Source organism: Pokkaliibacter plantistimulans, from assembly GCF_003194385.1.
Taxonomy (GTDB): domain Bacteria; phylum Pseudomonadota; class Gammaproteobacteria; order Pseudomonadales; family Balneatricaceae; genus Pokkaliibacter; species Pokkaliibacter plantistimulans.
Genome location: NZ_LAPT01000176.1, coordinates 1 through 4,752, shown reverse-complemented (window position 1 = coordinate 4,752; position 4,752 = coordinate 1). Strand labels below are relative to the sequence as shown.

The 4,752-nt window shown below is 51.6% G+C and carries 6 protein-coding genes; all 6 read left to right on the top strand.

The features are described from left to right. Positions 1–317: 317 nt before the first annotated feature. The 6 genes from WH50_RS25460 (at position 318) to mnmC (ending at position 4,500) form a co-directional block, all read left to right on the top strand. Positions 318–653, top strand: coding sequence for a YqcC family protein (locus tag WH50_RS25460; protein WP_104156486.1), 336 nt, complete (start codon positions 318–320; stop codon positions 651–653). 79 nt (positions 654–732) lie between these two features. Continuing rightward, a complete protein-coding gene (locus WH50_RS25455) occupies positions 733–1,287 on the top strand; it encodes a septation protein A (protein WP_110190253.1) in 555 nt (184 codons plus the stop codon). Between the two features lie 50 nt (positions 1,288–1,337). Continuing rightward, complete coding sequence (locus WH50_RS25450; RefSeq protein WP_110190251.1) at positions 1,338–1,634, top strand: YciI family protein; 297 nt, start codon at positions 1,338–1,340, stop codon at positions 1,632–1,634. Beyond that, positions 1,634–2,191 (top strand): peptidylprolyl isomerase, encoded by a 558-nt coding sequence (locus tag WH50_RS25445; RefSeq protein ID WP_110190249.1) that lies wholly within the window; start codon positions 1,634–1,636, stop codon positions 2,189–2,191. The genes WH50_RS25450 and WH50_RS25445 overlap by 1 nt, the downstream gene beginning before the upstream one ends. Positions 2,192–2,280: 89 nt before the next feature. After that, a complete protein-coding gene (locus WH50_RS26230; protein ID WP_133251435.1) occupies positions 2,281–2,562 on the top strand; it encodes a hypothetical protein in 282 nt (93 codons plus the stop codon). A 30-nt stretch (positions 2,563–2,592) separates the two neighbouring features. Beyond that, the gene (mnmC, locus tag WH50_RS25440) at positions 2,593–4,500 is read left to right on the top strand and encodes a bifunctional tRNA (5-methylaminomethyl-2-thiouridine)(34)-methyltransferase MnmC2/FAD-dependent 5-carboxymethylaminomethyl-2-thiouridine(34) oxidoreductase MnmC1 (RefSeq protein ID WP_110190247.1); all 1,908 of its coding nucleotides are present in this window, start codon (positions 2,593–2,595) and stop codon (positions 4,498–4,500) included. Positions 4,501–4,752 lie beyond the last annotated feature (252 nt).

Below are 4,752 nucleotides of genomic sequence, written 5' to 3'. Positions count from 1 at the left end.
AGTCATCCTTGGAGTGATGCTGAGTATGTTCAAGCGACGCAAGAAACAAAGTGAATGGGTATAATGCCCCGCTTAACAGGCTGTTGAAAAACGTTATCGAGGCCGCCGAGACAAGGAAATACCCCTAGGGCACAAGAAACAGGCGAAAAAGCGGAGTTTAGTGAACTAAATGAGCATTTTGAGCCTGTTTTTGACGCGGTATTCGGCAACGCAGATAGATTTTCAACGACCTGTTAAGTGACGTTTAAGTAGTACACTTCCTGTTGCTGCCTGCTTTGATACAGAAACAGCGACGGGAGCTAACGCGGAGACATTCAATGAGTTCCAGCCAAAATGTTCGACTGCTACTGCAACAGCTGCAACAGGAGCTGCAGGCGAAGAACATGTGGAGCGCACTTCCTCCTGATGATGAAGCCATGAACAGCACTGCACCGTTCTGCTGTGATCTCATGGCGTTTGAAAGCTGGCTGCAATGGCTGTTTATCCCACGCATGCAGGCCATCATCGATGCCAGGGCAACACTGCCTAACAGCTGCGCCATTCAGCCAATGGCTGAAATGGCCTTTCGCGAGTACAGTATCAACACCGATTCTCTGGTGACCCTGCTTGGCAAGCTGGACAACGCAATCAATGCACTGGATTACGATGTCTGAACCGAATTCAGTGGCTGATACCGGGCGAGCAATGTTATTCGGCCCGATATCGCTAGTAACACATAGCTGAAGGTTTCCTATGAAAGTCCTGCTCGATTTCCTCCCTGTCGCGATCTTTTTCGTCGTATTTAAATTAACCGGGGACATTCTGACTGCCACAGCGGTTTTGATTCCCGCTACCCTGCTGCTAATGCTGTATACCTGGTGGGCCAACCGTAAGATTGAAATCATGCAGGTGGTCACATTAGTACTTGTGGTACTTCTAGGGGGGGCGACACTCGTCTTCCATGATAAGACCTTCATTCAGTGGAAACCTACCGTAGTTAACTGGCTGTTCGCTGCAGCCTTTATTGTTATTCCCCTGTTCACCAAACGCCCATTGATCAAACAGCTCCTGAGCACCCAGCTGAGCCTGCCTGATCACGTCTGGCAACGCCTGAACCAGGCCTGGATAGTCTTCTTCCTGGTGATGGGTGCCATCAACATTTTCGTTTTAAAACGCTTCAGTGAAGATATCTGGGTCGACTTCAAGCTGTTTGGCATGATGGGCCTGACCATCGTGTTTATTATCCTGCAAGGCATCTACCTGTCGCGCCATATGCAGGATACTGAAACATCCAATCCCAGCAACTGACCTCGTTTGATACCCCTCAGTACGACATCACATGCGACAAAGGACAGCACATGCTCTACATGATCGTTGGTAAAGATGTGGAAAACAGCCTGGAAAGACGCCTGGAAGTACGACCACAGCATCTGGCGCGGTTAGAAGCGCTGAAAGAGGCTGGCCGTCTGGTACTGGCCGGCCCCAACCCTGCCATCGACAGTGCCGACCCCGGCCAGGCAGGATTCAGTGGCAGCCTGATCGTTGCTGAGTTCGACTCCCTGCAGTCGGCACAGGAATGGGCATCGACGGACCCTTATCAGGCGGCTGGCGTATATGCCAGTGTTGAGGTTAAACCTTTTAAAAAGGTGTTCTGATGCTTGCATTTCGCCAGATTGGTGCGCTCCTGCTCGCCACCACGCTCAGCCTGCCCTGCTGGGCAGACACGCTTCGCCTGGAAACCAATATGGGCAACATCGATATTGAGTTATTCCGCGACAAAGCACCTGTCTCAACTGACAATTTCATCAAATATGCCAAAAATAGCTTTTATGATGGCACCATATTTCATCGAGTCATTCCTGGTTTTATGATTCAGGGCGGTGGATTCGATCAGAATATGCAGCAGAAAGAAGCTGGCGCACCGATCAGGAACGAAGCAGATAATGGTCTGGAAAACCTGAGAGGCACTCTCGCCATGGCGCGCCGTTCTGACAAAGACAGTGCGACCAGCCAGTTCTTTATCAACGTCAAGGACAATCACTTCCTTGACCACGGTGTAAGAGACTTTGGTTATGCCGTATTCGGTAAAGTGGTGGCGGGTATGGATATTGTCGACAAGATAGCGGCTGTCCCAACCGGACGCCGAGGCATGTTCTCTGATGTTCCGGAATCTGCTGTGATCATCAAGCACGTTACCGTGCTGCCACAGTAATCCTTCTGCTGAGATACCGTACAAACTCTGTCGTATCGGCAGAGTTTGTACGAGTCATCAGCATGCGCTCTAAATGCAACTGGAAGTGCGTGATACAACGATCACCACACCACATTATCGAAGGTCGGGTCAAAGCCATATCGGCCCGTGAGATCCACCTCCAACTTGATGAACTTCTTGGCAGTAAAACCAAAATTGCCATCGATATACGTCCGTACTGGAAAGGTGTACACCCGGTGGTACAGGTCCACGCGACAGTCAGTGCTGAAGTGATCCTCTCTTCAATGCAAGGCATTGAAGTCATCTGCGTATATACTCCTTCCTCTTCCAACCATACCCAAGAGTTTATCAACGCCTATCTGCAGCAATAAACTGTACATGGGCAGTTCGAGATCCAAGTTATGCCCAGCTCCAATCTTCTAGGCTCAGCCACGCTTACATGGGATGAGCAAGGCCTGCCCGAATCCAGCGTTTTCGGAGATGTCTATTTCTCACGTGAAAGCGGCCTGCTGGAAACCGATTATGTTTTTATCCAGCACAATGATCTGCCCAGACGATGGCAACACCTGACAGACCACGGATCAAGCTGCTTTGTCATCGCTGAGACAGGCTTCGGCACCGGCTTGAATTTTTTGGTGGCCTGGCAAAACTGGCTGCGCTTCGCTCCTTCCAACGCCCGGCTGCATTTTGTCTCTGTGGAAAAATTCCCGCTCAGCAAACAGGATCTCCAGCGAGCCTTGGCACTCTGGCCGGACTTGCAAGAGATTGCCAGTGAACTGCTGGCACAGTACCCCTGCGCTTTACCCGGCTTTCATCGAATGTATTTTGCCGGGGGCAAGATTGCCCTGACGCTACTGTTCGGCGATGTGCATGACTGCCTGCCACAGCTTGATGCCAAGGTAGATGCCTGGTTTCTGGATGGCTTTGCACCTGCTAAAAACCCCGAAATGTGGCAACCCCAGCTGTATCAACAGATGGCAAGGCTGAGTAAACCGGGCACCACATTCAGTACATTTACGTCTGCGGGCATAGTCAAACGAGGCATTGCAGGAGCTGGATTTGAGGTTAGCAAAGTCGCAGGTTTTGGCCGCAAGCGAGAAATGCTCTGCGGCATGATCAAAGAAGCAACCTGTGGCAAAGCTCAGCCCGCGAGCCAGAAAACAATAGCGATTATCGGTGCAGGTTTGGCAGGCTGTAGTCTGGCCAGAGCCATGGCCGAGCGTGATTATCACGTGATAGTGCTGGAGCGACACCCGGAAGCAGCTCAGGAAGCCAGTGGCAACCCTCAGGGTATTCTCTACCTGAAACTGCCTAAAACCCCGTCTGCACTAAGCCAGTGGCATAGCACCGGCCTGCTTTATACACGTAATCTCCTGCAGAGGCTGCTTCCTGACAACAAAGGTGACGACTGGGATGACAATGGTGTCATTCAAATCGCGCTGAAGGAAAGTGATGCAGAACGCCAGAGGACGGTAGCAGGCAGCGGCGTCTATCCAGCAGACTTTGTCACCGGCTGTACCACTGACAGCATCAGGAATTTGAGTGGTTATCCGATCAATGAAGGCGGGCTGCTGTTTGGCCAGGCAGGCTGGGTCAGTCCTCCCGTGCTTTGCAAGGCATTACTCAACCATCCGAACATTACGTTGCAATGCAACAGCCAGGTGACGGACTTCACCTACGTCCAGGGTAAATGGCAGCTCCGACTTTCCCCTGACAGCATGCTAGAGGCAGACATACTGGCGCTGGCCTGTGCTTATCAGACGAAACAGTTCGGGCTACCACTCCCCTTACCCATCAATGAAGTAAAAGGCCAGATCAGTACGGCCAAACAGCCAACGCACATTCCCGCCCTGCAAGTCAGTGTGTGCAAAGAAGGTTATGTGGCACCACCACGCAAGGGGATGTATTGCTTCGGTGCTACGTTTGAACGCAACTGCAAGGATTTACAGGTTACCCAGCAAGGCCATCTTCAAAACCTGAGCAAACTGGCACAAGTCCTCCCAGAACTGGCCAGTGCGATGGATGCCTCACAGTTCAGTGGACGGGCCGGATTTCGCTGTACGACTCAAGACCATCTGCCCATAGCTGGACCTTATCCATGCCAGAACACTGGCACGATGAATGCTGAGCCAGCATTACCCGGTGCCGAAACAAGCTCACTCTTCTTAAGCATTGGCCATGGAAGCAAGGGCCTGACTACGGCGCCACTGGCGGCAGAGTTGATTGCCTGCCAGATAAGCGGCGAACCGTTGCCGCTAAACGCCACGCTGATACAGGCTGTTACTCCTGGTCGCTGGTCGAGAGACTGACAAGCTCTTTACAGTTAAAAAAGCATTGCGAAATGCCGCTATAGATTTAGCAGGCTGTTGAAAAACGTTATCGAGGCAGCCGAGACAGGGAAATACCCCGAGGGCACAAGAAACAGGCGAAAAGCGGAGTTTAGTGAACTAAATGAGCATTTGACTCGCTTTGCTCGCCCCTTCGGGGCCGTGCTAAAGCACGTTCAGCCTGTAGCTGTGAGCCTGTTTTTGACGCGGTATTCGACTACGCAGGTAGATTTT